At 69.8% G+C, this 23,883-nt stretch carries 19 protein-coding genes; 6 read left to right on the forward strand and 13 right to left on the reverse strand.

Going from position 1 to position 23,883, the window contains the following annotated elements:
* Positions 1 to 50: 50 nt before the first annotated feature.
* From QHF84_RS10250 to QHF84_RS10270, 5 genes are all read right to left on the reverse strand, one after another.
* The gene (locus QHF84_RS10250; RefSeq protein ID WP_281313041.1) at positions 51 to 956 is read right to left on the reverse strand and encodes a GGDEF domain-containing protein; all 906 of its coding nucleotides are present in this window, start codon (positions 954 to 956) and stop codon (positions 51 to 53) included.
* A 322-nt stretch (positions 957 to 1,278) separates the two neighbouring features.
* Positions 1,279 to 2,130: a class II glutamine amidotransferase gene (locus QHF84_RS10255; RefSeq protein WP_281313042.1), complete on the reverse strand. Its 852-nt coding sequence runs from the start codon at positions 2,128 to 2,130 to the stop codon at positions 1,279 to 1,281.
* Between the two features lie 29 nt (positions 2,131 to 2,159).
* Positions 2,160 to 3,596, reverse strand: a complete 1,437-nt coding sequence (gene hemG, locus QHF84_RS10260; RefSeq protein ID WP_281313043.1) for a protoporphyrinogen oxidase — start codon at positions 3,594 to 3,596, stop codon at positions 2,160 to 2,162.
* On the reverse strand, positions 3,593 to 4,627 hold the full coding sequence (gene hemE, locus QHF84_RS10265; RefSeq protein ID WP_281313044.1) for a uroporphyrinogen decarboxylase: 1,035 nt from the start codon (positions 4,625 to 4,627) through the stop codon (positions 3,593 to 3,595). The genes hemG and hemE overlap by 4 nt, the downstream gene beginning before the upstream one ends.
* Before the next feature lie 61 nt (positions 4,628 to 4,688).
* The gene (locus QHF84_RS10270; RefSeq protein ID WP_281313045.1) at positions 4,689 to 5,519 is read right to left on the reverse strand and encodes an EI24 domain-containing protein; all 831 of its coding nucleotides are present in this window, start codon (positions 5,517 to 5,519) and stop codon (positions 4,689 to 4,691) included.
* Between the two features lie 81 nt (positions 5,520 to 5,600).
* Between QHF84_RS10270 and QHF84_RS10275 the strand changes: the two genes are divergently transcribed.
* Positions 5,601 to 6,506, forward strand: coding sequence for a metallophosphoesterase (locus QHF84_RS10275; RefSeq protein ID WP_281313046.1), 906 nt, complete (start codon positions 5,601 to 5,603; stop codon positions 6,504 to 6,506).
* On the opposite strand, the gene QHF84_RS10280 is transcribed toward QHF84_RS10275, so the two are convergent.
* Together QHF84_RS10280 and QHF84_RS10285 are read right to left on the reverse strand one after the other, a co-directional pair.
* Positions 6,507 to 8,093: a hypothetical protein gene (locus tag QHF84_RS10280; RefSeq protein ID WP_281313047.1), complete on the reverse strand. Its 1,587-nt coding sequence runs from the start codon at positions 8,091 to 8,093 to the stop codon at positions 6,507 to 6,509.
* A 65-nt stretch (positions 8,094 to 8,158) separates the two neighbouring features.
* Positions 8,159 to 9,073 (reverse strand): TIGR02757 family protein, encoded by a 915-nt coding sequence (locus QHF84_RS10285; RefSeq protein WP_281313048.1) that lies wholly within the window; start codon positions 9,071 to 9,073, stop codon positions 8,159 to 8,161.
* A gap of 161 nt (positions 9,074 to 9,234) precedes the next feature.
* Here QHF84_RS10285 and QHF84_RS10290 point away from each other — a divergent pair, with 161 nt between their 5' ends.
* Positions 9,235 to 9,957, forward strand: a complete 723-nt coding sequence (locus tag QHF84_RS10290; RefSeq protein ID WP_281313049.1) for a 3-hydroxyacyl-CoA dehydrogenase NAD-binding domain-containing protein — start codon at positions 9,235 to 9,237, stop codon at positions 9,955 to 9,957.
* A 5-nt stretch (positions 9,958 to 9,962) separates the two neighbouring features.
* Here QHF84_RS10290 and QHF84_RS10295 read toward each other — a convergent pair whose 3' ends face one another.
* Both QHF84_RS10295 and QHF84_RS10300 read right to left on the reverse strand, forming a co-directional pair.
* Positions 9,963 to 11,627, reverse strand: coding sequence for a SpaA isopeptide-forming pilin-related protein (locus QHF84_RS10295; protein WP_281313050.1), 1,665 nt, complete (start codon positions 11,625 to 11,627; stop codon positions 9,963 to 9,965).
* Positions 11,628 to 11,958: 331 nt separating this feature from the next.
* On the reverse strand, positions 11,959 to 12,612 hold the full coding sequence (locus tag QHF84_RS10300) for a nucleotidyltransferase domain-containing protein (RefSeq protein ID WP_281313051.1): 654 nt from the start codon (positions 12,610 to 12,612) through the stop codon (positions 11,959 to 11,961).
* A 90-nt stretch (positions 12,613 to 12,702) separates the two neighbouring features.
* Here QHF84_RS10300 and QHF84_RS10305 point away from each other — a divergent pair, with 90 nt between their 5' ends.
* Positions 12,703 to 13,482, forward strand: a complete 780-nt coding sequence (locus QHF84_RS10305) for an alpha/beta fold hydrolase (RefSeq protein WP_281313052.1) — start codon at positions 12,703 to 12,705, stop codon at positions 13,480 to 13,482.
* On the opposite strand, the gene QHF84_RS10310 is transcribed toward QHF84_RS10305, so the two are convergent.
* Positions 13,467 to 13,907: a FixH family protein gene (locus tag QHF84_RS10310; RefSeq protein ID WP_281313053.1), complete on the reverse strand. Its 441-nt coding sequence runs from the start codon at positions 13,905 to 13,907 to the stop codon at positions 13,467 to 13,469. The two genes, QHF84_RS10305 and QHF84_RS10310, sit on opposite strands and share 16 nt — an antisense overlap.
* Positions 13,900 to 14,886 (reverse strand): hypothetical protein, encoded by a 987-nt coding sequence (locus tag QHF84_RS10315; protein WP_281313054.1) that lies wholly within the window; start codon positions 14,884 to 14,886, stop codon positions 13,900 to 13,902. The genes QHF84_RS10310 and QHF84_RS10315 overlap by 8 nt, the downstream gene beginning before the upstream one ends.
* A gap of 70 nt (positions 14,887 to 14,956) precedes the next feature.
* Between QHF84_RS10315 and QHF84_RS10320 the strand changes: the two genes are divergently transcribed.
* From QHF84_RS10320 to QHF84_RS10330, 3 genes are all read left to right on the forward strand, one after another.
* Positions 14,957 to 16,252 carry a HAMP domain-containing sensor histidine kinase gene (locus QHF84_RS10320; protein ID WP_281313055.1) on the forward strand — a complete coding sequence of 432 codons (1,296 nt, stop codon included), beginning with the start codon at positions 14,957 to 14,959 and terminating at the stop codon, positions 16,250 to 16,252.
* Complete coding sequence (locus QHF84_RS10325; protein WP_281313056.1) at positions 16,249 to 16,788, forward strand: response regulator; 540 nt, start codon at positions 16,249 to 16,251, stop codon at positions 16,786 to 16,788. Before QHF84_RS10320 ends, QHF84_RS10325 begins: the two co-directional genes overlap by 4 nt.
* A gap of 121 nt (positions 16,789 to 16,909) precedes the next feature.
* A complete protein-coding gene (locus tag QHF84_RS10330) occupies positions 16,910 to 20,812 on the forward strand; it encodes a serine/threonine-protein kinase (RefSeq protein ID WP_281313057.1) in 3,903 nt (1,300 codons plus the stop codon).
* 30 nt (positions 20,813 to 20,842) lie between these two features.
* Here QHF84_RS10330 and QHF84_RS10335 read toward each other — a convergent pair whose 3' ends face one another.
* Both QHF84_RS10335 and QHF84_RS10340 read right to left on the reverse strand, forming a co-directional pair.
* Positions 20,843 to 22,660, reverse strand: a complete 1,818-nt coding sequence (locus QHF84_RS10335; RefSeq protein WP_281313058.1) for a carboxypeptidase-like regulatory domain-containing protein — start codon at positions 22,658 to 22,660, stop codon at positions 20,843 to 20,845.
* 214 nt (positions 22,661 to 22,874) lie between these two features.
* A complete protein-coding gene (locus QHF84_RS10340; protein WP_281313059.1) occupies positions 22,875 to 23,780 on the reverse strand; it encodes a DMT family transporter in 906 nt (301 codons plus the stop codon).
* Between the last annotated feature and the right edge of the window lie 103 nt (positions 23,781 to 23,883).

A 23,883-nucleotide genomic window follows, 5' to 3' on the forward strand; every position in this document is an offset into this window, starting at 1 on the left:
GGGCAGGCGTGGACACAAGCGTCCCCCGGAGGGGCCGAGGGACTCCGGGATTACGAGCACAGCCTGTTTCGGCCGGTCCTCTTCGCCATGTAGAGCTTTTCGTCGGCGCGCTTGATGAGGTCCTGCGCCGAGCGATCGCTCTCCTGCAGGATGGCGGCGCCGAGGCTGATCGTCACCTTGATGCTGTCGGCTTGAAAAACGAACGCGTTGTCCGCGACCTTCTGCCGCAAGGTTTCGCCGAGCGCGATCGCGCCCTGGAGCGAGGTTTCGGGCAGGACGATCGAGAACTCCTCGCCGCCGTACCGCGCGAAGACCTCGTCGCGGCGGATGCGCGACTGCACGACGCGCGCGACCTCCTTCAGGACGTAGTCGCCCGCGAGGTGGCCGTGCACGTCGTTGATGCGCTTGAAGTGGTCGATGTCGAACATCAGGATCGACAGATCACGATCGTGCCTGCGGCCGCGGATGATCTCGCGCTCGAGGGCCTCGTAGAGGTAGCGCTTGTTGTAGATCTGCGTGAGACCATCGATGATGGTCATCCGGTAGATCTCTTCGTGGTACTGCGCCTCGACGTCGGCGCCGGAGAGGAACTTGAAGATCGTCGGGCCAATCTTCACGCGGTCGCCGTTCTTCAGGACGACCTCGCGCGAGATCTGTTCGTCGTTGCAGTACGTGCCGTTCGTGCTGCCGTCGTCGACGACGACCCAGTAGCTGCCTTGCTGGCGGAACTGCGCGTGGCGACGCGACACCGAGTCGCCGTCGAGGACCACGTGGTTGTCCGCGCCGCGGCCGACCCGCGTCGGGTTGTGCTCGAGCACGAAGCGCTTGCCGAGCAGCGTCGGCTCCTTCGTGTAAATGACGACGAGGCAGTCGGTCCCGAGCCGAGGCGCCTCACCCCCACCCGGCGGGGGCTGCACCACCGTGGTAACGCGAGTCTTTTCGTCGAAGTCGTTCACGCGGTTTCAGCCCGGTCTGCCTGCTACTTCGGTCTCGTCGACAAGCAATCGAAGCGGGGCCCCTCGAAAGACGCCCGTTCCAAGCTCAATCACCCGGATCCAGCCAGTCTTCCAGCTTCAGCGTATCCATCCCCCCGCGCAGGCGTCAAGGTGAATTCGATTACTGGGTTTCGTCCTCGTCGCGTCTCGTCTCGGATGTCCGGTCGCCCAGGGGCTACCACGGCGAGGTTTACGACATTGTTGTGCGACGATTGTACGAATGCAAGGTGCCCGCTCGGGACGGTAGCGACGGACTCGTGCGCTCGGGACATCCAGAAGCACCTCAAGCCGTGAGGCCTCGCGTCGCGCTCGCGCGTGGCTCGCGGGAGGCCCGCGCAGGCCGACGATCCGGAGCGCCCGACGGCAACGTCGCGAGCAGCCGGCCGTGATCGAAGACCCACATCTCGCCGGGTTTGCCCTGCGTCCACGTCTCGTTCTTCGTGAGCGGCGCCGTCGCCACGACGGCCACGCGATCCCGCGGCGTGGTCACGGCCGAGAAGTCGACCGCGAGATCGTCGTCCGCGAGGTGCGCGAGGCCAAACGGGGCCTGCCGGATGATGTAACAGAGCCGCGTGCCGCACCGGGCAAACAGGTGCCGGCCGTCACCGAGCAGGAAGTTGAACGTGCCGTCTTTCGCGATACGCGCGCCGACGTTCGCCACGACCTGCCAGAGCTCGCTCGGCCTGCGCGGGTAATCGTCGAAGGTGCGTCGGAGCTCTTCGAGCAGGACGCAGAAAGCGTACTCGCTGTCGGTCGTGCCGATGGGCGTGAAGCGGCCGAGCTTGCGCTGCTTGACGCGCGGGAGCGTGCCGTTGTGCGCGAAGACCCAGTGCCGGCCCCAGAGCTCACGCGCGAACGGGTGCGTGTTCGCGAGGCTCATGGGCCCACGCGTGCGCTTGCGGACGTGGCCGATCGCCAGCATCGTCTTGATCGGGTTTTGCGCGAGGAACCGCGCGAGCGGGCTCTCGGCCGCAGGCGTCGGTTCGAGAAAGACACGCGCCGCGTACCCCTCGTAAAACGATAGGCCCCAGCCGTCCGCATGCGGGCCCGTCTTCCCGCCTCGCTGGCACAAGCCCGAGAACGAGAAGACGATGTCCGTGGGGACGTTGCACTCCATCCCGAGTAACTCGCACATCTCCGCGCGCTCGGGAGTATAGGCGAAACTCAGCGGGCCGCGACGGCCTCCGCGGCCTCGTTCGCCTGCCGCACGCAGTCGGGGATGCCGACGCCGTCGAAGGCAGCGCCCGCGAAGTGGAGGCCCGGGAGCCTGCGCGCGATGTCGCGGATGCGCCGCACCCGCGCCGCGTGCCCCACGATCGGCTGCGCATTCGCCTGCTCGTACCGGAAAACACGCGCGAGCATGGGCGCGGCGCGAACGCCGATGAGCGAGCCGAGCTCCTCGCGCGCGAGCGAGACGAGGGCCTCGTCGCTCGCCGCGAGCGCGCCGGGATCCCGATGCCCGCCGACGAAGACGCGCACGAGCGCCGCGTCTTGCGGGGCGCGGCCCGTCCACTTGCTGGAGATGAACGTCGCCGCGAGGATGCGACGCCGCTCGTCCTTGGGGATCACCACGCCCACCGCGTCGAGCGGATGCGGGATGTCGGGCCGCGCATACGCGAGGACGACGGTGCCCGTGGAGAGATACGGGATGCCGCGCAGGAGCGCGCCGAGTTCCGTGTCGATGGGCTCGAGCGCGCTCGCCGCCGCGTGCGCAGGCGCCGCCATCACCACGTCGTCGGCCTCGATCGACTCGGTCTGCCCGTCCCGCGCCCCGTACCGCACGACCCAGCGCGCCGGCGTTTTCGAATCCGCGCCGCTCGATCGCTCGACCGAGACGACGGGCGCGCCCACGCGGATATCGCCGCCCGCCTTCTCGATGCGCCGAGCGAGCGCCTCGATGAGCTCGCCCATGCCGCCGAGGAGCGAATGGAACGGGCTCGGCGGCGGCCCGTTCGTCGCGGGCTTTTTCCGGCGCTCGGCGAGCGCGCCGCGGATCAGGCTGCCGTGACGATCTTCGAGCTCGGCGAGCTGCGGGAAGGTGCTGCGGATGCTGAGCAGATCGACGTCGCCCGCGTAGATGCCGCCGAGCAGCGGCTCGCCGAGCACGTCGAGCGCCTCTCTGCCGAGGCGCCTGCGCATGAAACTCCCGATCGACTCGTCGCCCTTTTCCTTCGGGCGCTGCGGCAACACGAGGTCGAGCGCCATGCGGGCCTTGCCCGGCAGGCTGAAGAGCGGCGTCCGCGCGAACGGCAAGAAACGCGTGGGCACCGCGAGCACGAGGCCCTCGGGCATCGTGTGCAGCGCGCCGCGGCGCGGGATGTACACACGACGATTCTTCGGCGTCGTACCGATCAGCCGTTCGCCGAGGCCGAGCTCCTTGCAGAGATCCGTGGCGAAAGGCTTGGCGACGACGAACGAGTCGGGCCCACCGTCGATCACGAAGCCGCCTTCGCGCTCGGTCTGGATGTTGCCGCCGAGCCGCGCCCGCGATTCGAGCAGCGTGACCTCGAACCGCGTGCCTTTTTGCGCGGAGAGCAGCCGGTAGGCGACGACGAGGCCCGTCACGCCGCCGCCGACCACGACGACGCGGCGAGCGCTCACGTCGCGCCCTCGTGCCGGTACGCGTGGATCACGTCGACGAGCGCCTTCACGTTGTCGACCGGCGTCTGCGGCACGATCCCGTGCCCCAGGTTGAAGATGTGCCCCGGCCTGCCCGCGACCTCCGCGAGCACGGCCCGCGCGCGCGCCGCGGCCACGTCACGCGGCGCGCAGAGCAGGAGCGGATCGAGGTTGCCCTGGATCGCGCGATCGTAGCCGATGCGCTTCCACGCCTCGCCGAGCGGCAAACGCCAGTCGACGCCGATCACCGTGCCGCCACAGTCGCGCTGCGCTTCGAGCAGCGTCGACGTGTTCGTGCCGAAGTGGATCACCGGCACGCCCGTCTTCTCCACGCTCTCGAGGATGTTCTTCACGTGCGGCGCCACGTGCGTCCGGTAGTCCTCGGGCGAGAGCGCGCCGATCCACGAATCGAAGAGCTGCACCGCCTGCGCGCCGGCCTCGACCTGCGCGTGCAGGTAACGCCGCACGACCTCGGAGATCTTGCTCATCAGCAGCGAAAACGACTCGGGATCGCCCCACATGAGCTGCTTCGTGCGGAAGTAGTCCGACGATTTGCCGCCCTCGACGAGGTAACTCGCCATCGTGAACGGCGCGCCCGCGAAGCCGATGAGCGGCGTCTTGCCGTCGAGCTCGCGCCGGATCAGGCGAATCGCTTCGAGCACGTAGCCGAGGCCTTCTTCCGGCTCGAAGACGCGCATCCGATCGATGTCCGCGCGATCGCGCACCGGCGCGTGGATCACGGGCCCCTCGCCCTTCTCGAACGAGAACGGCGCGCCCATCGGTTCGAGCGGCAGGAGGATGTCCGCGAACAGGATGGCGGCGTCGACGCCGAGCCGCAGCGGCTGCAGCGTGACCTCGAGCGCGAGCTCCGGCGTCTTGCAGATCTCGAGCAGCGTGTGTTTTTCGCGAAGCGCGCGGTACTCCGCCATGTAGCGGCCGGCCTGTCGCATGAACCAGACGGGCGTGACGTCCGTCCCTTCGCGACGGCAGGCGCGCAAAAACCGATCGAACATGGCCCGAACAGTGACCTCGGGCCCCGCCCGTGGCAACGACGAAGCGTGGTGCCGGCGAAGCTCAGCGCGGCTGCTGCCCCGCGGCCTCGTACCGTTCGAGCATGACGACGAGCCGCGCCGCGCCGAGGACGCCGGCCGGCAGCACGATGAGCAGCGCGCACGGCAAGAACGAGAGCAACGCGAGCCCGAGGCCGAAGCCCATCACGGCGCCGATGTTGCGGCGCACGAATTCGATGCGCGCGCCCACGGGAACGCCGCGGATCGAGAGCGGGCAGTCGCAGAGGTCCCACGCCCCCGCGAGCGCCGTGATCGCGAGCTGGAGCGGGAACGCGACGATGCTCACCGGCGCGAAGAAGAAGCTCAGCACGCCGAGCACGATGAGGATCGGCGCGGTGAACACGAGCGCCACGAGCGACGACTGGAGCGCGCGCCACATGTCCGCGAAGAAGCCCACTTCGGCCCACGTCGGCGCGCCGAGATCGGCCTCGGCGCGCCGCACCATCCGTTCGAGCGCGGGCCCGGAGAGCGGCTTCGCGAGCGCGAACGAGGTGGCGAGCGCGGCCACGAGCATCACCACGATCGAGAGGACGTTCAGCAAGACGCCGAGCACGGTCCAGAGCGCGCCCGTCCCGGGCTCCTTCAGGATCAGCGCGACGAGCGCAGGCGCGAGCTTCACGCCGGCGAAGCCGAGCACGACCGTGAGCACGAGCGCGATGCCCGTGGGGACGAGCGCGAGCGGCCAGATGTCCGGCGTGCGGAAGAGGTAGCCGTAGCCGCCGAGCACGGCCTTGAGGCCCGCGACGAAGCCGGGGCGTTCGAACGGCACGAGGGCCGCGGGCGGGCTCGGGGCGGGAGCGGCGGGGACACCGACGGGGGCATCGGGGGTGATCATCCGGCTACGAACGTTCCAGCGCGCGGGCATCCGGTCAACGTCTTCTGCGCGAGAAGCGCGCTACGATCCCTCCCCTCGCCCATGACCACCTCGACACGCGCGCCTTCGATCGTCGTCCCTTTTCCCGACGGCGGGCGCGTCGCGGTCGTCTCCGATCTGCAACGCACGGCCCTGGTCGAGCGCCTCTTCCTGCTCGCCGAGCAGAACGACGCCGAGCGTACGGGCATCATCGCAGCGCTCGCGGAGGCGCGCCCCGACGCCTTGCTCCTGCTCGGCGATCACGTCTTCCTCGGCGCCTCGTCCCGGGCCTGGGCCTTTTTCGATCGGCTGGTCGAGCCGCTCCGCGCCGCGGGCATCGAGCTCTTGCCGATCCTCGGCAACCACGATTGCTGGTCGATCGGGCCGCGGGGCCTCCGCCATTACTTCGCGCGGTTTCCCCGGCTCGAAGGCCGCCGATTCTACACGACGCGCCTCGGGCCCCTCGGCATCGTCGCGCTCGATTCGAACCGATTTTTCACCCCGTCTTCACGATGGGACGAACAATCGCTCTTCTACGACAAGACACTCGCCGACCTCGATGCCGATCCGGACGTGCGGGGCATTCTCGTGCTCGTCCACCACCCGCCGTTCACGAACGGCACCGTCACCGGCCCTTCGGCCCTCACCGAGCGCTCGTTCGTCCCTTCGTTCCTACGTTCCCGAAAGACCCTCATGATGCTCTCGGGGCACGTGCACGCCTACGAGCATTTTGTCCGGGAGGGCCGCCATTTCGTCGTCTGCGGCGGCGGCGGAGGGCCGCGGCATCGGCTTCTCCCGAAAGAGCGGCAGACGTTCCGCGACCTCTTCGACGGCCCATCGATTCGCGATTTTCACTTCCTGACGCTCGCGCCGGACGAAACCGGCCTCGACGTGCGCGCCCTCGGCCTGGCCAAGGGCGCGACACGAGTTTCGCCGATGGATCGATTCCGCCTCGATTGGCCCGGCTGATCAGGGCTTCTGCACGTAGATCCGCGGCGCGCCGCCGAGCGTGAGCGTGATCTTTCCGCCCTCGGGATTGAGCGTCTCCATGGCGTCGGATTGACTGTCATCGAGCCCGTACGATTCGTACGCGCCCTCCGCGGCGAGCGAATACGACGCGCTCGCGGACTCGCTGCCGCCCGACGTGCGGGCCCAGAGCACCAGCGCGCGGCGCGTGTCGGGCAAGCGGAAAGCCGCGCCGCCGATCGCATCCGACAAACCAAGCGCCGTCGTGCCGGCCTGGTCGAACAGCGCGCCTTCGAGGAGCTTGCCGAGCGTCCGGTACGCGCGACCGGCCTCCGTGCGCACGGCCTCGCTCGTTTGTCCGAGCTTCGACACGTCCACGTAGAGCCCCATGTAATCGAACGCATTCGTGCTCTCCCCGACGGGCTTTCCATCGGACAGGCAGAACCAATCGATCCGCTCGATCCCCACCGTCTGCGCGGCCGTCATCACCTTGACCAGGTAATTCGGCGCGTATTCGGCCCCGCCCGGGGCGCCGCCGACGGACACGTGCGGCGCGCCGGTCTCGGTGACGATCCAGCCCTTGCCCGTCACGCCCGCGGCCGTGAGCTTCGTTTCGAGATCCGACTTCAGCTTCAGGAATCCCGCGACGCCCTCGTCCGAGCCGCCCGGCCCGAAGACCGGATAATAATGGAAGCTCACCACGTCGAAATACGCGCTGCCCGTCTTCGGATAATCGTTCGTCACAGCCCCGCCGGAGGGGTTGTCCGTGTAACGCAGCACGGCCGAGAGGAAGCTCGGATATCCGATCCCGCCGAGCGCGATCCGTGCCTCGGGATCGGCCTTCTTCGCCGCCTCGAAGCTAACGCGCAGCATGCGCACGTAATCGTAGATCGACCCGCCGAACCGCACGAGCTGCTCCTTCGTCGGCGGCTCCGTCTCCCACGTCTGCGTGACCTGCCAATCGGGGACCCAGTCCGGCTCGTTCCACACCTCCCACACCCGCACCCAGGGCTTGTACGTCTTCACGGTCTCGTACACGTACGCGCCCCAGTAATTGTTCGGGTTGATCGACCCGTCCCCGTTGAAGACGGGCTCGTAGAGGTTTTTCGGGATGTAATGCTCGAGCTCCCAGCTCGGAATGCCCCCCGGCGCCGTCGAGTGCTCGGCCGTGGGCACGCCGAGGAACGCGACGTGCTCGCCCATTCCGAGCGACGTGTAGCCTTGCATGTCCCCGACCTCGATGTCGTAGCCCCACGTGTCGAGGTGCCCTTCGGAAAGTTTCAGGCGCGCGCTGTTCGCGCCCGCCTCGTGCGATAGGAAGGCGAGGTCCTGATCGTTCCAGCCAGGGTTCGGAAATCCATAATTGACGCCATACCGGAACGGCCCGCCGAGCGCGCCCCCGCCACCGGATCCACCCGATCCACCACCACCCGAGGACGACCCCGAGCCGCCCGACGCGCCCGCGCCGCCCGAGCCCCCGGAGGCGCCGGACGCGCCGGCGCCGTCGTCGCCGTTCCCGCCGCCCGAGCAGGCGGCGAGAGTGCCAAGAATGAACGCGGTCGCGACCGCGGGGCGAATGAATTGAAGCATGGAAAGTCCCTCCTTCGACGCGGGGAAGGACGCATTGTATCCGGATTCGACCCGCTTGACTCGATTTACGAACGACGTCGCGTCTCGCGCCGCGCGGGCTTCGCGTCCCGCCGCCAGTGCCGGCAAACCGGCTTGACCCCGCATCCCTCGCACGCCTCCGGGTCCCGCTTCGACGGGCACGTCTGGAGCATGCCGAGGTGGCACAAGGAAAAATCGTATTTCACCGGATCGTCGGGGTCGAGCCGCGCGAGCGCGGCCGTGATCTCCTCGGCCGCCCGGAAATCGGCCGATTTGCGCGCCGTGAGCCCGAGGTTTTGCGAGAGCTTGTGGATGTGCGTGTCGACGGGGATGATGAGCCGCGACGTCGGCACGTCCCACAACCCGAGATCCACCCCGTCCGCCGGACGCGCCATCCACCGCACGAGGAGCAGGATCCGCTTCACGGCGCTGCCTTTGCTCGGATCCGGCAAGATATGCTCCGCGCCCCGCCGCCCCCCGGCGCCTTCGCCGAGCGCGCCCCGCTCCCGAATTTCGCGGACCCAGGCCCCGAGCGCCTCCCGTAAAGTGCCCGTCGCCCCGAGCTTATCCGTGAGCGCTTTGCCGAGCGAGCCATGGGCGCGCTGCACCGCGCGGGCGCCAATCACGAGTCCCGCGAGGTCCTCGTCCCGGTACACGCGATGCCGGAACCCCGCGAGCCGCGCGCGCACCGCCGCCGGATCGTCGGCGATCTCCGCGACGCGCGGGCCGAGCCGGGCGAGCGCGTCCTCGATCTTCGCGCAAAGCGCCTTCACGTTGCCAAAGGCCAGCGCCGACGCGATCATCGCGACGATCTCCTGATCGTCGCGGCGGGCATAACGGTGCACGAAATGCACCGGATCGGCAGCCTTGCGCGCCTCGACGTCGCAACGCGCCCGCACGTCGTCGAGCGCGCGCCGGAGCTCCGCGTCCGCCCCTCGCAAAGACGATCCGCCGCGGCTCATTCGCCTACGCCTCGCACGCACATGCCGCCTCGATTGCGCCCGCGGCGTCGCCTGGCCCAGACGAACTCTGCCGTATTGACGGTACCCATGTAGGACCCATACGACCTCCCACCCCGACCGCCCGGACGCGGGCGTTCCGGAGGTTTTTCGAAAGGGGGACCATGGAGCCGCTGGAGAACGCGAACGGCGATACGACGCCCCGCGCGATCATGGACGTGGCCGTCATCGGCGGAGGCTCGGGCAGCATCGGCGTCATCGAGGCCTGCCTGCTCGCCGGCCTGTCCGCCACGATGATTCGAACCACGCCCGGCAGCGTCTCCGAGGCCCGCCGCCGATTGGTCTCTTCGCTCGACGACAAACGCCGCGGCGGCCGGCTCGACCGGGACGCCATCGAGCGCGCCCTCGACCTCCTCCGTGCGTCCGGGGACATCGGGGCCGCGGCGAGCGCCGACCTCGTCCTCGAATCGACCGATTCCGCCTGGAAAACGCGACAAACCCTGCTCGCGCAGGCCGAGCGCGCCACGCAAGGTCGCGCCATTCTGGCCACGACGGCCCCGACCGCGCTGCTCCGGGCGCTCTCGACGCGCCTCGACGTACGTGAGAACTTCGTGGGATTGCATTTCTTCGCCCCCGCGGTGCTGGCCGGGTTTTGCGAGGTGTCCGTGACGAACCGGACCCAGCCTACCGTGGTCGAGACGGCCGTGCAATTCGTGAAGGCGCTCGGCAAGCACGCGGTGATCGTCCACGACACGCCCGCTTGCCTCCTTCTTCAGTCGCAAGGGGCCCGGCTCGGGACGACCCGGGGCGCGTCTGCCCGCTCGTCGCTGGAGAGGCTCGACGCGGCCCCGGGTTTTTGCGGCACCGCAGGCCGCATCGTGGTTTGACCTGATCAGTCGAGGACCACCTGCCCGCCGTGCGTCCCCTTTGGCAGGCGCTCGAACCGGGCCCCTGCGAGCCCACAAAGATCCGCGGCCGTCACGCCCGGGAGCGACGCGGGCACGGAGCCGAGCGACATGAAGTTCTGCCCCCCGAGCGTCACCGTCGACGGGGCGAGGTCGTTCGTTCCCTCGTGACAAACGATGGTGACGACCCGATATTTGCGCGGATTCACGGCGGTCTGGACCGTCGTTTTCCCATGCTCCACGGTCACGGTCCTCGGGAGCGACGCGTCGTGGCCATACACGCTCGACGCATTGACGACCTCGTCGAGCGTGTACGCGCCGATCGGCACGTTCGAGATCGAGCACTCGCCCGACATCCCGGTGACGCAGGAGTACGTTCCCCCGGGGCCCGTGAGGGTGAACGTGATTCCCTCCAAGGGATGGTTCGCGTCGTCGCGTTTCTTGATGTCGACCTGCCCCACGAGCCTCTCGTTGACGAAATGCAGCGCCACGTGCTGGGCGACCTCGTCGATCTGCACGTTCACGATCTGGTCCGGCGCCGTCGAGTATCCGGGCAGCGGGCCCGTCTCCCGCACGATGTACGTGCCGCTCGCGTCCGGATCCGACACGACGCCGAACGAGCAATGGCCGGTGGCGTCCGTCGTGCACGACGCGACGAGCGTATCCGAGGCGACATCGAGCGCGCCATTGAGGTTCGCGTCGCGGAAGAGGCCAAACTGCACGCCGGGCAGCAAAGTTCCCGCCTGATCGACCTTCTCGACGTCGATCGTCCAGGGCTCGCACATGTCGACCTCGACGGGCATGGGCGCGATGTAATCCTTGATCTCGGCGGTGAACGAGGCGGACGACCGGCTCTTCATGAACGCCCTGCCGAACGACAAACACCCCGACACGACGCCCGCCTTCGTCAGGTTCACGGCCGCCTCGCCGAATTTGAGGTCGCTCGAGATGGCCCCCTCCGCGACCGGCGCGGCGAGCGTCGTCCGCTTGCCCCAGCACCCGGCGCTCGCCGAGGCTCCGTTCGATTCACACGTGCCGCCCGTCGCCGCCGTGAGCCACTTGGACACGCTGATCGCCGGCGAGCCGCCCTGAAAATCGTACATGACCAGGAGATCGCCCGCCGTACGCACGGGCGTAGCGCCGTTCGCCGAGAGCGTCGTGGACTGGTTGAGCTCGAAATCGATGTTCGCCGTGCCGAGCGTGTTGTTTCGCTCCCACGATAGATACAGGTATGCGCATTTTCCGCTGTCGGGCGGCGGGCACGCCGCGGCCTCGTGCGCGACGCGGAACATCCGGAGGTCGCTCTTGTTCTTGGGGATCCCTCCGGCCACCTTGCTTGGCGCCAGCTGATCCTCCTTCGCGCCATTGCCGAGCGCGTCGTCTTGCGATCCGGTGGGCGCGTCGGCCTTCTGCGTGAGCCCCGGCGCGTTGACCCAGTCGAGGTGCCCGGCGCCGTCGACCTGCATGTTTCCGTCGTGCGCCTCGAAGAGCATCTGCGGCAAGATCGCCGCCTTCGACGCCGCCACGTTCTCCTCGTCCTCCGGGGGCGTCTCGCTCGAACAGCCCGGAATCACGAGGCTTTGCGCCCCCGCCCACGCCAGAACGATCATCGCCGTGCCACGACCGTGGCCGAACCACTTCGCGCTCGTCATCGTTTCGTCCTCTCTCCCGCTTCGGGAGGCATTTCATCGAGGCGAATTGCGCCCCGCGTCGCCTGTTTCTCCAGGCGATCCACGACGGCGCGGCTTTACAAGCTGCGTACCCGCGGGCGCCGCGACCCCACCGTGTAGGACCTACCCGCCCGATATCGCCCCGCCCGCGCGCCCCCCGCTCGCGACGGTCCCCTCCATGGCCCGAACGGGCGCGCGCAAGTCGAGCGCACCTTTTCGACACGCGCGCCGTGCGCCTCGCCGCGCGAGACGAAGGGGTCCGCCCGGACAACCGCGCGTCGCCTCGTTCCGGTCGTAGAACGAGGGAACGAGGTCAGCCGGAGAGCACGCGCAGAACGAGCGCCTCGATGGCCTCGACGGGCGCGCCAGGGGCGAGCGCGGCCGAAAACGCCGCGTGCGCCGCCGGGTCCTCGGCGGAGAGCCAGCGGAAGCTCTCCTTGGGGCCGAGGAAATGGCGGTGTCGAAGCACGAAATAGAGCTCCAGCAAATCGAAGAGCAGCCACGCGCGCCGATAATGCGCCTCCACGTCCGTGGGCCCGCCGCGCCGGATGCGCCCGAGCATCTTCTCGCACCACACCCGCCGCGCCTGGATCTCCGCCTCGGGCAAACCTCTTGGCGGCCGAGCGAGCGCGGCTGCGGCGTCCGCGACGAGGCGCGCGCCGAGCCCCCGCGGATCGAGCACGGCCACGCCCCCGCGCACGTGCAGGAAATTCGCCCCCGCGAAGGCGACGTCCTTTTCGGGCACGATGAATGCGTCGAGAAAAACCCCGTCCACGAGCCGCGCATCCCGCGTCGCCTCGCCCTCCGCGCGGATCCCGAGCATGTCCCAATCGCTCTCCGGCGCCGCCGCCCCGAGCGCGCGCGAGCCATAAAGAACGACCGTGTGGCAGCCGTGCCGCGTGACCAATTCGTTCACGAGCTCTGCGAGGACGGGATCGTTCGCGAGCGCCTCGGAGGGTTTTCCCATGCCCGGTGAGGCTACGGACATGCGCGCGGGCCGTCAACACGGCGGGCTTGACCTCGGCGGGCCTTCGTGATGCCTAAGGCGCACGCTCCCATGGCCGAGACCCCGCCTCCGCCCCCTGTCCTCGTCACCGTTCCCGCCAAAGAGGCGACCGAGCTTCGCCTCTTCGTCTTCCCGCACGCGGGGAGCGGCGCATTCCCTTACCGCGCGCTCGCCGCAAATTTGCCGCCCTGGGTCGAGCTTCACGCCTTGCAGCTCCCCGGCCGCGAATCGCTCTTCTCGGCGACACCTTACCGGTCGATGCCCCCGCTCACCGAAGCGCTCGTCCCCGTCCTCGCGCCGAAGCTCGACCGCCCGTTCGTGTTCTTCGGGCATAGCTTCGGCGGGCACGTCGCATTCGCGATGGCGCGGGCGCTCCGCGCGCGAGGTGCCGCGGCGCCCCGGGCCCTCGTCGTCTCCAGCAGCCGCGCGCCGCACCTGCCGCTCGGGCGCATTCCCCTGCACGATCTGCCGAGGCCGCACCTCATCGACGAGCTTCGTCGTTATGGAGGCACGCCCGAAGCCGTCCTGACGAACGACGAGCTCATGGATCTGTTCCTGCCGCCGCTCCGCGCCGATCTTCGGATCTACGAGACGAACGCCTTCGCGCCCGAAGCGCCGCTCGCGCTCCCGATCACGGCGTTCGGCGCGCGACAGGATCTTTCGACGCGCCCCGAGCAAATCGAGGCCTGGTCCGAGCACACGAGCGCGGCCTTCACCTCGCGCATCTTCGAGGGCGGCCATTTTTATCTGTACGAGCAATCGAAGGCGGCGTTCGCCGAGGCGCTGCGCAAGGTGCTGGAGGATTGTCGGGGCGCTCAGGGCACGTCGTAATAGAAATGGACCTCGTCGGTCGTGCCCTGGTGCTCGACCCTCACGTGGACGTCCCAGCGGCCCGGCATGGAGAGCGCGAGCCCTCGCACGGCGTAGGCGCCGCCGCCCGCCTCCTCGATCGCAGGCGCGTCCGTCGCCTCGTGCCCCATCGCCGGCATGATCGCGGTCACTTCGATCGAGGCCCCCTCGATCACCGCGCCGGTCGCGGCGTCGTGCAGGGTCAAACGCAGATCGTTTTCGCCCTGCATGATGGGCGCCTCGGGGACGAGCTTGAATTCGAGCGCGCCGCGCAGGCCGATCGACTCCTGGTCCGGGCTCCCCGAGGCCTGCTCCGCGCCGCCGCACGCGGCGAGCGACGAGAAGGCGATCGCGCAGAGGAGCATCCTCGAAAAACGGGCGCGGGAGATGCGGTTCGTCTCATTCATAACGCGGAAATGCTCTCCGTAGGCCGATGGCGAACGCCACGGCGGATGGTTCGTTCTTGCCGATCGAGGGGACCGGCAGGTCCACCTCGAGCGAGGCGAGCGCGGTGAAGCGCTCGGAAAAGTCGTAGCCCGCAAACAAGAGCGCCGCCGTGCGCCGCCGATCCGCGTCGGGGCTGGTCACACCGCCGATGGAAGGCGCGGATTCGCGCTCGTGCACGAGCCCCGCCGAGAGCGACCACCCCGAGGCGAACACGGGCCCCGCCGCCGCGACGAACCGCGCCCGCGGGCCAAGCTCGATCCGCTCGCCGCGCGCGCCCGTCATCGGCGTGCGAAAGCCGATCGACGCGCTGAAGATCGCCGTGGCTTCACCCGACCAGTTTTTCTCGACGAACACGCCCGGACGAATTTCGGCGGCGCCGAGGCCCGTCGCGTCCGTGGCGAGCGGGTCCTTTGCATCCGCCGCGGATCGGCCCGTCGGCAGGCCGACGCCGGCCGTGAGGGCGATCGCGGGCCAGGCGCTCGTCGTGGTGAGCGGGACGATGTCGAAGCGCGCCGAGAATGCGAGGTCGCCGAAGCCGCCTCCGACAAACGTGTCGTCGCGCGATCCGCGGACGTTGAGGAGCACCGGCGCGACGAGGCCGAGCTGCAGGCGCGGCACCGGCGCGAACAGAACGCCGAGCTCGGCGCGGCCCTCGGCGTCGAGGGTGCCAGGCGGCGCGAGCGTGAAGCCGCCCGCGTGTCCGTGCGAGCCGAACCGATCGGAGAAGCGAAACGAGAGCCCGACCGCCGCCCGTTCGAGCGGGCCGAGCCTCTGGCCGAGGCCGTGACCGCTGCCGCAACAAGCAGATGCCGAGGCCTCACGGGAAGCGAAGAAAAGCACGCAGCCGAACACGGCCGAGGCGAACGTCTTGCGGGCACCGAGCACGGGTGCATCCATGGAGCCGCGCGCGCGGAAGATCCATGAGACACGTTGTCGCATGACGTCCGAGCAGCGCGGTGCGACGATCCGACGCACCCCGGCGCGCTCTCCGGTTGCTACGCTCGCGCCCATGTCAGGCGCCCCCCTCGGCCTGCCCGCGGCCCACGAGGAAGACGACGCGATCGGGATCGTCGAGCGAGGTCTGTCCGGCCTGCGGATCGCGGTCTCCGTGCTCTTGCTCGCGACGCTGCCCTTCAGCGAGCACGTCCTCGGCTTTCACGTCCGCTACGAGATCGCCGTGCCTGCGACGCTGCTCGTCGCCGCGGCGAATGCGCTCGTCGCTTCCCGTGCGCGGCGGGGCCGCCCGCCGCCGTCGCCGCGCGCGCTCGCGGCCGGGCTCGCGCTCGACCTCGTCGGGATCTTCGTGGTCCTCGCGTCCTCGGGCGGCGCGGCGAACCCGTGGAGCGCGCTGTTCTTGATCCACATCGCGCTCGCGGCCGCGGTCTTGCCGCTCGGGACGACGCTCGCGCTCTCGGGCTTCGCCGCGTGCCTCTTCCTCGCGCTCTTCAGCGTGCCGTCCGGGGCCTGCTGTCCGAGCCACCCGGAGAACGGCGCCTTCTCGACGCACCTCTACGGGATGTGGTTCGCCTTCGCGATCTCGGCGGGGATCATCGCCACGTTCGTCACGCACGTGCGCGGCGCGCTCGCCGCGCGGGGCCGCGAGATCGCGCGCCTGCGCCGCGAGGCCGAGGCGAACGCGAGGTTCCGCGCGCTCGCGACGCTCGCGGCCGGCACCGCGCACGAGCTCAACACGCCGCTCGGGACGATCGCCGTGCTCGCGTACGAGATCGAAGGCGGCTGCGAGCCCGAGGCGGCGAAGCGGCACGGCGCGGCGATCGGCGCGCAGGTCGAGCGATGCAGGCAGGTGATCACGCGTCTGTCCGCAGGCAGCACGCGCAGCGCCGAGGGCGAGCACGCGAGCATCACGGACGCCGCGACACGCGCGGTCGCGGCCTGGCGCGCGGCGCACCCCGACGCGCATGTCACGATCTCCATGTCGTGTGATTCCGGCGCGCGCGTGGGTTTGTCCCCGGCCGAGGTGGAGGGCGCGCTCGGGGCTTTGCTCGACAATGCGCTCTTCGCGTGCCGGGCCGGATCGGTGACGGCGCCGATCGGCGTGCACGTTCGACGCGAGGGCGAGCGCATCCTCGTGGCGGTGGAGGACGAGGGCACGGGCGTGCCGGCGGACCTTTGCGAGCGGCTCGGCGAGCCGTTCTTGACGACGAAGGAGCCCGGCGAGGGAATGGGCCTCGGGCTCTGGCTCGTGCGGCGCGTGGTGGAGATCGCCGGAGGGACGCTCGATATCGGGCCGCGGGAGCCGCGAGGGACACGCGTGACGATCCGGCTCGTGGAGGCGCGGGCGTGACGGCGGCCGAGGGAAAACCCACGCTGCTCGTGGTGGACGACGACGCCGCGTTCCGGGCCGCGCTCGGGGAGGCCCTCGAACGTCGGGGTTTTTCGGTGTCGCTCGCCGAGGGGCCCGCGGCGGCGCTCGCGCTCGCCGAGCGGCAGGTCTTCGAATATGCGCTCGTCGACGTGCGAATGCCGGGCGGCAGCGGGATCGACCTCGTCCGATCGCTGCGGGGCCTCGACGAGGGGACACGAATCGTGGTGCTCACCGGATACGGCACGATCGCGAATGCGGTGGAGGCGATGCGCGCGGGCGCGTTCGATTACCTGACGAAGCCCGTGAACGCGGCCGCGTGCGAGCGGGCCCTCGCCGGTCGTCCGTCCGCGGAGGGCGCGCCGGACGACGTGCCGTCGCTCGATCGCGTGGAGTGGGAGTATCTGCACCGGGTGCTCGGCGATTGCGGCGGCAATATCTCGGAGGCCGCGCGGCGGCTGCGGATGCACCGGCGCTCGCTCCAGCGCAAGATTGCCAAAATGCCGCCCGCGCGCTGAGCGCGGCATTTGCGCGGCCGCGCGGAATTTGCGCGCCGAGGGATGCCCCGGGCGGCGCGGGCCGAGGCGCGCTTCCGGGTTTGCAAGGCCCTCGCGCTGCCGGTAGACTGATTCATTACGGATGAGGGAAGGTACGGTCTTCGCCGAGCGGTACGAGATCCTGCACCTCGCAGGGACCGGCGGCATGGCCGAGGTGCACCGGGCGCGGGATCGGCAAACCATGGCGCCGGTCGCGCTGAAGCTCGTCACCGAGGCGAGCCCCGTGGACGACGCACGCTTCGACCGCGAGATCGAGGCGCTCGGATCGCTCGATCACCCGGGCATCGTCCGCTACCTCGGGCACGGCACGCTCGTGAACGGGACGCGTTACCTCGTGATGGAATGGCTCGACGGCGAGGAGCTCGCGCGCACGCTCGCGCGCGGTCGGCTCTCGATCGAGGACACCATCGCGCTCGCGCGCAAGGTCGGCGAGGCGCTCGCCGCGGCCCACGAAAAACTCATCGTCCACCGCGACCTCAAGCCCGAGAACGTCTTTCTCGTGAACGGCCGGCCCGACCAGCCGAAGCTGCTCGACTTCGGCATCGCCAAGCTCGGGCGGCGAACGCGCATCACGGGGACGGACAGCATCGTCGGCACGCCGGGCTTCATGGCGCCCGAGCAGGTGCGCGGCGAGGCCGAGGTCGACGCGCGCGCGGACGTGTTCGCGCTCGGGTGTCTCCTCTTCGAATGCCTCGCAGGCGCGCCCGCGTTCCCCGGCGATCACCTGCACGCGATCCTCGCGAAGGTGCTCTTCGCCGAGCCGCCGTCGCTCGTGGAGCTCCGGCCGGAAATTCCGTACGAGCTCGAAGCACTCGTGATGCGCATGCTCGCGAAAGACCCGGCCGACAGGCCTCGCGACGGGCGCGCCGTGGTGGAAGAGCTCGAGCTTCTGGAGAGCGGCGCGGCCACGGTGCGCGCCGTCGCGCCGCCCTCGCTGCGCCCGCCCTCGCTCACGACCACCGAGCGCCGGCCCGTCGCGGCGCTGCTCATCGGGCGCTCGAAAAACTCGCTGCCGCCGCCGGCCTTCGGACGATCGTTCGAGAGCCGCGAGCGCCGCGCCTCGGAGCTCGATCGATTGCTGCAAGCCGAGGCCGAAGCGCGCGGCGTGCCGTGCGAGATCCTCCGCGACGGCTCGCTCGCGCTCTGGACCGCGGGCGCGGGGGCGAAGGACCTCGCGGCGCGCGCGGCGCGCATCGCGATGGAGCTCCGGGCGATGGGCAGCGGAAGGCCGTTCGCCCTCGCGGTCGGATGGGGCTCGCTCGCGGGGCCGAGTCCGCTCGGGGACGCGATCGACAGGGCCGCGCACGCGCTCGCCGAGCACCGCGGCGCGAGCTACGAGGAATGCCCGATCGCGCTCGACGAGCTCACGGCGGGCCTGCTCGACGCGCGCTTCGAGGTGCGCAAAGACGGCACGGGTTTCTCGCTGCACGGCGAGCGTCCGGCGCTGCTCGGCACGCGCACGCTGCTCGGCAATCCCACGCCGTGCGTGGGCCGCGACCGCGAGCTGCGCACGCTCGCGGGCCTGTTCGAGGACTGCATCGAGGAGCCGGCCGCGCAGGCGGCGCTCGTGACGGCGACCGCGGGCCTCGGCAAATCGAGGCTCGCGCAGGAGTTCGTGCAGATCGCGCTGCGCGAGGCGCCGCTCGCGAACGCGTGGGTCTCGGGCGGAGATGCGCGCCGGGCGGGGTCGGCATTCCGGCTCGTGTCGCAGGCGCTCTGCATGGCGCTCGGCATCGTGGCCAGTGATGGACCGAACGTGCGCCGTGACAAACTCTGCGCGCGCGTCTCGGCGCGCTTTCCGGGGGCGGATGGGAAACGCGTCTCGCGGTTCCTCGGCGAGATCGTGGACGCGCCGTTCCCGGACGAGGACGACCTGCCGCTGCGCGCCGCGCGCGCGGACGTGCAGCTCATGGTCGACCAGATCCGCGCGGCGTTCCTCGATTTCCTCGGAGCCGAGTGCGACGCGGCGCCGGTGCTCCTGGTGCTCGAGGATCTGCAATGGGGCGACCTGCCGAGCGTCAGGCTCGTGGACGCGGCGCTGCGCACGCTCTCCGACAAACCGTTTTTCGTCCTCGCCACGGCGCGCCCCGACGTGCGCGAGCGATTCCCGCGGCTCTGGGAAGGTCGTCGATTGCAGGAGATCGGCCTCACGGAGCTCGGCAAGCGGGCGAGCGAGAAGCTCGTGCGCGGGGCGCTCGGCGAGAGCGCGCCGCAAGAGGTCGTCGAGCGGATCGTCCAGCGCGCGCAAGGAAATGCGTTTTACCTGGAAGAACTGATCCGCGCCGCGGCGGAGGGGCGGGACGCGGAGCTGCCCGAGACGGTGGTCGCGATGGTGCAATCGCGCCTGGCCTCGCTCGACGATGAAGATCGGCGGCTCCTCCGCGCGGCCAGCATCTTCGGGGACGTGTTCTGGGCCGGCGGCGCGCGGGCGCTGCTCGGCGAAGCCGTCAGCAAAAATGCCGTGCGCGAGCGGCTCGTGGCGCTCGAAGAGCGAGAGCTATTGTCGTTCCGCGGAGAGAGCCGCCTCCCCGGGGAGGAAGAATTCGCGTTCCGGCACGCGCTCGTGCGCGAGGGCGCATATACGATGCTGACCGAGGAGGACCGCGAGCTCGGGCACAGGCTCGCGGGCGCGTGGCTCGAATCCCACGGCGAGACCGACCCGCTCGTGCTCGCGACCCATTTCGAGCGTGGCCAGAAGCCGAGCCGCGCCGTGCGCCACCTCCTTCGCGCGGCCGAGCAGGCGCATCGCGCAAGCGACGACGAGGACGCCGTTCGTCGCGCCGAACGCGCCCTCGCCCTCGGCCCCGACCCCGAGACCGAAGTCGGGCTGCTCGGAATCGTGTCCGAGGCGCGCATGTGGCAAAACCACCTCGAAGAGGCGGCGACGCACGGCGCGCGGCTCACGCGCAGGGCCCCGCCCGGCAGCGCGCCCTGGGTGCGCGGAGCGCTCGCGCAATTCACGTACGCCCTCCGCATGAAGCACGTCGACGAGGCGATCGCGATCCTCGACGCGATTGCCACGATCGAGCCCGCGCCCGAGGTCCTCGGCACCGTCTCGCTCGCGCTCGCCATGGCGACGGTTTTGCTCCTGACGGAGGGGCGGATCGATATCGTCGAGCCCATTCAACGCAGGCTCGGCGCGCTCGTCGAGCCCGTGGCCGACCGCGACCCGATGGCCCGGGCGTTCTGGCACCTCTCCTATCCGCGCTGGGAGGCGTGGATCAAGGAAGACCCCTGGGAGAGTTTGTCACGGTCGCGCGCGGCCCTGCAGGCCTTCAACGAGGCCGGATCGCGGCGAGGCGTGGTGCTCGCGCGGGTGTTCGTCGGGATGAACGAGTGGCTGCTCGGCGCGAATGCGCGCGCGGCCGAGACGCTCCGGCAGGAGGCGCGGCTCGACGAGGAGTATGCGATCGTGGCCTCGCTCCGCGCGCTCTTCCGGGTGCTCGCGCTCTCGGACGCGGGCCGGCTCGACGAGGCGCGCGACGAGGCGATGCGGCTCTTCGCGGGCGCGAAGATGAACGGCAACGAGGCGGACGAGGCGCGCGGGCGATGGGCGCTCGGCGAGGTGGCGCGGCGCGCGGGCAATCACGAGGAGGCGGCGCGGCACGCGCAGGCGGCGATGGAGCTCGGCGGGGTGCTGCCGCTCGATCGGGCCGCGGCGGGCGCGGTGCTCGCGCGGGCACGGCTCTCGGAGGGGCGCGTCGACGAGGCGCTCGCGGCGGCGCGGGAGTCCCATGCGCGGTACGAGGCCGTGCACGGATTCGGATATCGTGGTGGGTTTTTGCGGCTCGTGCTCGCCGAATGCCTCGACGCGGCGGGCGCGCGGGACGAGGCGCGCGGGGCGCTCGCGGCGGCACGCGACAGGCTCCTTCGGATGGCGGATCGGACGCTGGACCCCGCGTATCGGCGGAGCTTCCTCGAAGACGTGCCCGAGAATGCGCGGACGCTGGAGCTCGCCCGGGCCTGGCTCGGCCCGGGCGTTTAGCTCGGCACGTTTTACAAGACAGACCGCGGCTCAGGGCATGACGTCGACGTAGAACACGCCGCGGAGATCTTCGGTATTCGAGATGGGGCCGGGCATGCCGCCGGAGGCGCGCCACGAGGTGGCCCGGAACTGGTAATACATGCCGGGCTCGAGCGGGCCGCCGTAAGGCACGGAGACGTTCGGCTGGCCGCTCACGCCGGGAATGCTCGACCCAGCGCAGCCCATCATCTGGTCGGAGAGGCACCAGACGAGCTCGCCGTAGGCATTGTAGACGACGACGGTATAGAAGTCTTCGCTGCTGTCGTCGGCCCAGGTGAGCATGGGCGCGGTCGTGACGGCCTCGGCCTTGTCGGCGCCGGGGCTCACGACGCTGAGGGCCTCGGTGATCTTGAACGAATCCGAGAGCGGCATGTCGACGCCGGGACTCGGCATGTCGACCTCGACGATCTGCGTGCCGGCGATGTTCGGGTCGGGGTCGCGGACGAGTTTGTCGTTCTCGAACGCCGCGAGGACCTTGTAACGGCCCGCGGGCACGTCCTTGATGCTGAAGGCCGCGGTGACGCTGGGCGGGCCCGTGAGCGGCGTGCGCAGGCCGCGCGGGACCTCGCCGCGGACGAACGTGTCGCTGAACGTGGAGGCGACGACGAGGACGACGCTCGTGGCGGAGCCGCCCGGAGCATTGACGATGTTGAGGTTGCCGGACACGACGCCGAGGCCGTCGTTCGAGCGCGCGAGGTCGATGCCGGTGAGGTTCGTCATGGCCACGTCGGCCGTGGCAGGCGTGAGCTGCAAACCCGCGGCATATCCGCGCACCGTGTAGGCGCCGGCCGGGACGTTGAAGATCGTGTAGGCGCCGCTCTTGTCGGTGATCGCGGAGAAGCCGTGGTTCATCGTGTCCTCGGCGACGACGAGCACGCCGGCCGACATGTCGTCGGCGGCGACCTTGCCGGAAATCGAGGGCAAACCCTTCTGATCCGCGGGCACACCGATGAGCGCGATGTCGGTGAGGGTCGACTTGATGTTCCAGCCGTCGACGTCCGATTTCGCCTCGCTCGACAGGATGGGCAGCGCGGTGCGCAGGCCGCCGGGGAAGGTCTGGTAATCGGTGGCGCTCGCGCGGAGCGTGAAGGCAACGTCGGGGGCCGGCACGCCGTCGTCCTGGCGCGGGACGGGGACCGCGAGGAGGTAATTGCCCTTGTCGTCGGTGATCGCGACGTCGCTCACGGAGGCGCCCTGATCGTCGAGGGCCATCACCTGCGCCTCGGCGACGGGGCCCTTCGTCTGGGAGTCGAACACCATGCCCTTGATGAGGACGGGCGGATAACACGCATTGCCGCCCGCCGTGAGCTCGGCGCACGTCAGGCCGCCGGCGCACTGGTTATTCGCCGGATCGCAGGCGCCGCCCTCGGCGATGCCGCACGTGCCCGTGCCGTCGAGGTTCTGGCCGCAGACGTTGTCGCCCTGGCAGTGGTCCGGGCCGGCCGGGTCGCAGGCGCCGCCCACGGGGATCTCGCAAATCTTCGCGTCGGTGCACACGGCGTCGGCGATGCAGTGATCGGGGGTGGCCGACTCGCAGGCCTCGCCGAGCGGGATCGAGCAGGTGTTATCGGGGCCGCAGACGGTGGGGCCCTGGCAATAATCGGTGCCGCCCGGCGTGCAGGCGCCGCCCGGCGCAATCTGACAGATGTGATCCTCGCCGCCGGGGGCGCAGACCGAGCCCGAGGGGCACGGGTCGCCGTCGGTCTCGCACGCATCGCCGAGCTTTTCGGGCGTGGGCCCGCAGCCGACGGCAGCGAAAGCGAGGGAAAACGCGGCGCCATGGAGCCAAGAAAGCTTGCGGAAGTTCATCTGGAAGGACCTCCCATTCGTTTTCGCAAAGCGACGACAAGACCATAACAAAGGTCCGTCGCCGTGTCGCCGGGGGCAGCACGAATTTCGCTATGGAAAACGGTGAAACCATGCGCAATCGGTTTACCGCATTGGCTTACCGGGAGCCCTTACCGCATTTCGTTACCGGAGCCTGTGACCGCATTCCCTTACCGGGAGCGGTGACCGCATTCCCTTACCGGATCCAGAGCAGCGCGACGCCGCCGACGGCGACGAGCGCGCCGAGGGCGGCGCGCAGGCTCACGTGCTCCTTGTGGAGCAGAATGACGGCCGGAATGAGGAGGACGGGGGTCGTCGCCATGATCGTGGCCGCGACACCCGTCTCCGTATGCTGAATGGCGAGGAGCGACAGCGAGACGCCCACGAACGGACCCGCAATCGCGCCGAGTGCGGCGAATCCGAGCGCCGCGCGGTCGCGGACCGCGACCGCCGTTCGCCCCCACCATTGGATGAACGTGAACAGGAAGGAGAAACCCACGATGCCCGCGATGATGCGAATCTGCGTCGCGGCAAACGGGTCGTAGGTCTTCATGCCGATCTTGCTCAGCACGAGCCCGACGGCCTGGCCGGCGGCGCCGCCGAATGCGAGCAAGACGCCCTTGCCGGATTCGCCTTTTGGTCCGGCGTCCGCAGGGTTCGTATTGCCCGTTCGTTCGAGCACGACGGCCGCGACGCCCACGAGCGTCACGGCCATTCCCACGATACCGAGGGTCCCGATCCGCTCGCCGAGGACGATCCACCCGAGGACGGCCGCGATCGGGGGCGCGAGCGACATGACGAGCATCGAGACGCGCGGGCCGATGAGCACGAATGCTCGAAAGAGGCACATGTCGCCGAAGACGAATCCGACGAGGCCACTCACGAAGAGCCAGCCCCACGCCTCGGCGGAGGCGTCGAGCGGCAATGGCAGGCCACGACGACCGAAATTGTACACGCCGAGAAAAACGAACGCGAGGACGAGGCGGACGAGGTTGAGCGACAAGGAGCCCATGCGGCGTCCAGCGGCCGCGAACGCGAGCGAGCTCGCGGTCCAGCAAAGGGCCGTGCCGAGGGCCGCGAGCTCTCCGAGAGGGATGGACATGGGGAAAAGGGGCGCGCAAGATAGCCGGTTGCGACAGACCGGGAAAGAAGCCACGCAGCCGAACTGCCTTCTCGAAGACCACGCCTGACGTGCGATAATGCTG

It is taken from the genome of Polyangium sp. y55x31 (genome assembly GCF_029946505.1).
Classification (GTDB): Bacteria; Myxococcota_A; Polyangia; order Polyangiales; family Polyangiaceae; genus Polyangium.